At 60.5% G+C, this 625-nt stretch carries 1 pseudogene; it reads right to left on the reverse strand.

The annotated features are described in order from the left end of the window. Positions 1-391: 391 nt before the first annotated feature. Positions 392-625 (reverse strand): annotated as a pseudogene (locus P7F28_RS10150) (IS3 family transposase); the annotation flags it as partial.

Consider the following 625-nt stretch of genomic DNA (forward strand, 5'->3'; position numbering starts at 1 on the left):
CCATGCTGATCGGCTTTCGTATCCAATCAGTACTCGTGCCGCCGGGCCCTACCTGTGTCCGGCAACAGTTCGCGTCCTACCCATAAAGCGGTGTGGGCAGGGGTGACATTTCAACCCTCAGATGCGGTTTAACAGGTTCGTGTTCCTCAGCCGTCCCATGCTCAGCCTGGAGGCTCATCTTGGCGTAACCGCTTCGCCGCAAGCCCCGTTTCCCACGGACTACGTCACCTTGCCAGTGTCGGCAAGTCACCGCCGCTTCGGCTCACTTCCTCTCGCAGCAGAGGAAGGGCAAGCCCCGGTACTACAACGTCAACTCCTCCGGATACTGCATTCCATTCATGCTCAAGCAGCTTCACCCCCATACGGGCGGGCTACGCTGGCTGGGCGTACCGTAGGTGAAATCGGACACCCACAACGCGTTTGGCCGTGACGCCTTGAATTGCCGCTGCACATGATCAAGCGGACAGGGCGTATTTCGTTGGCTGACGGTGGTCCGAATCGATCTGCCGCGCCGCACGCCCTGCAGCCCGAGCCGCTTCATCAGTCGCTCGACCGTACACCGTGCGAGCTTGAATCCTTCGCGCAACAACTGCCGCCAGACCTTGCGTGCGCCATACACGCGAAA

Origin of the sequence: Caballeronia sp. BR00000012568055, from assembly GCF_029439455.1 — a bacterium.
In the GTDB taxonomy this organism is placed as follows: domain Bacteria; phylum Pseudomonadota; class Gammaproteobacteria; order Burkholderiales; family Burkholderiaceae; genus Caballeronia.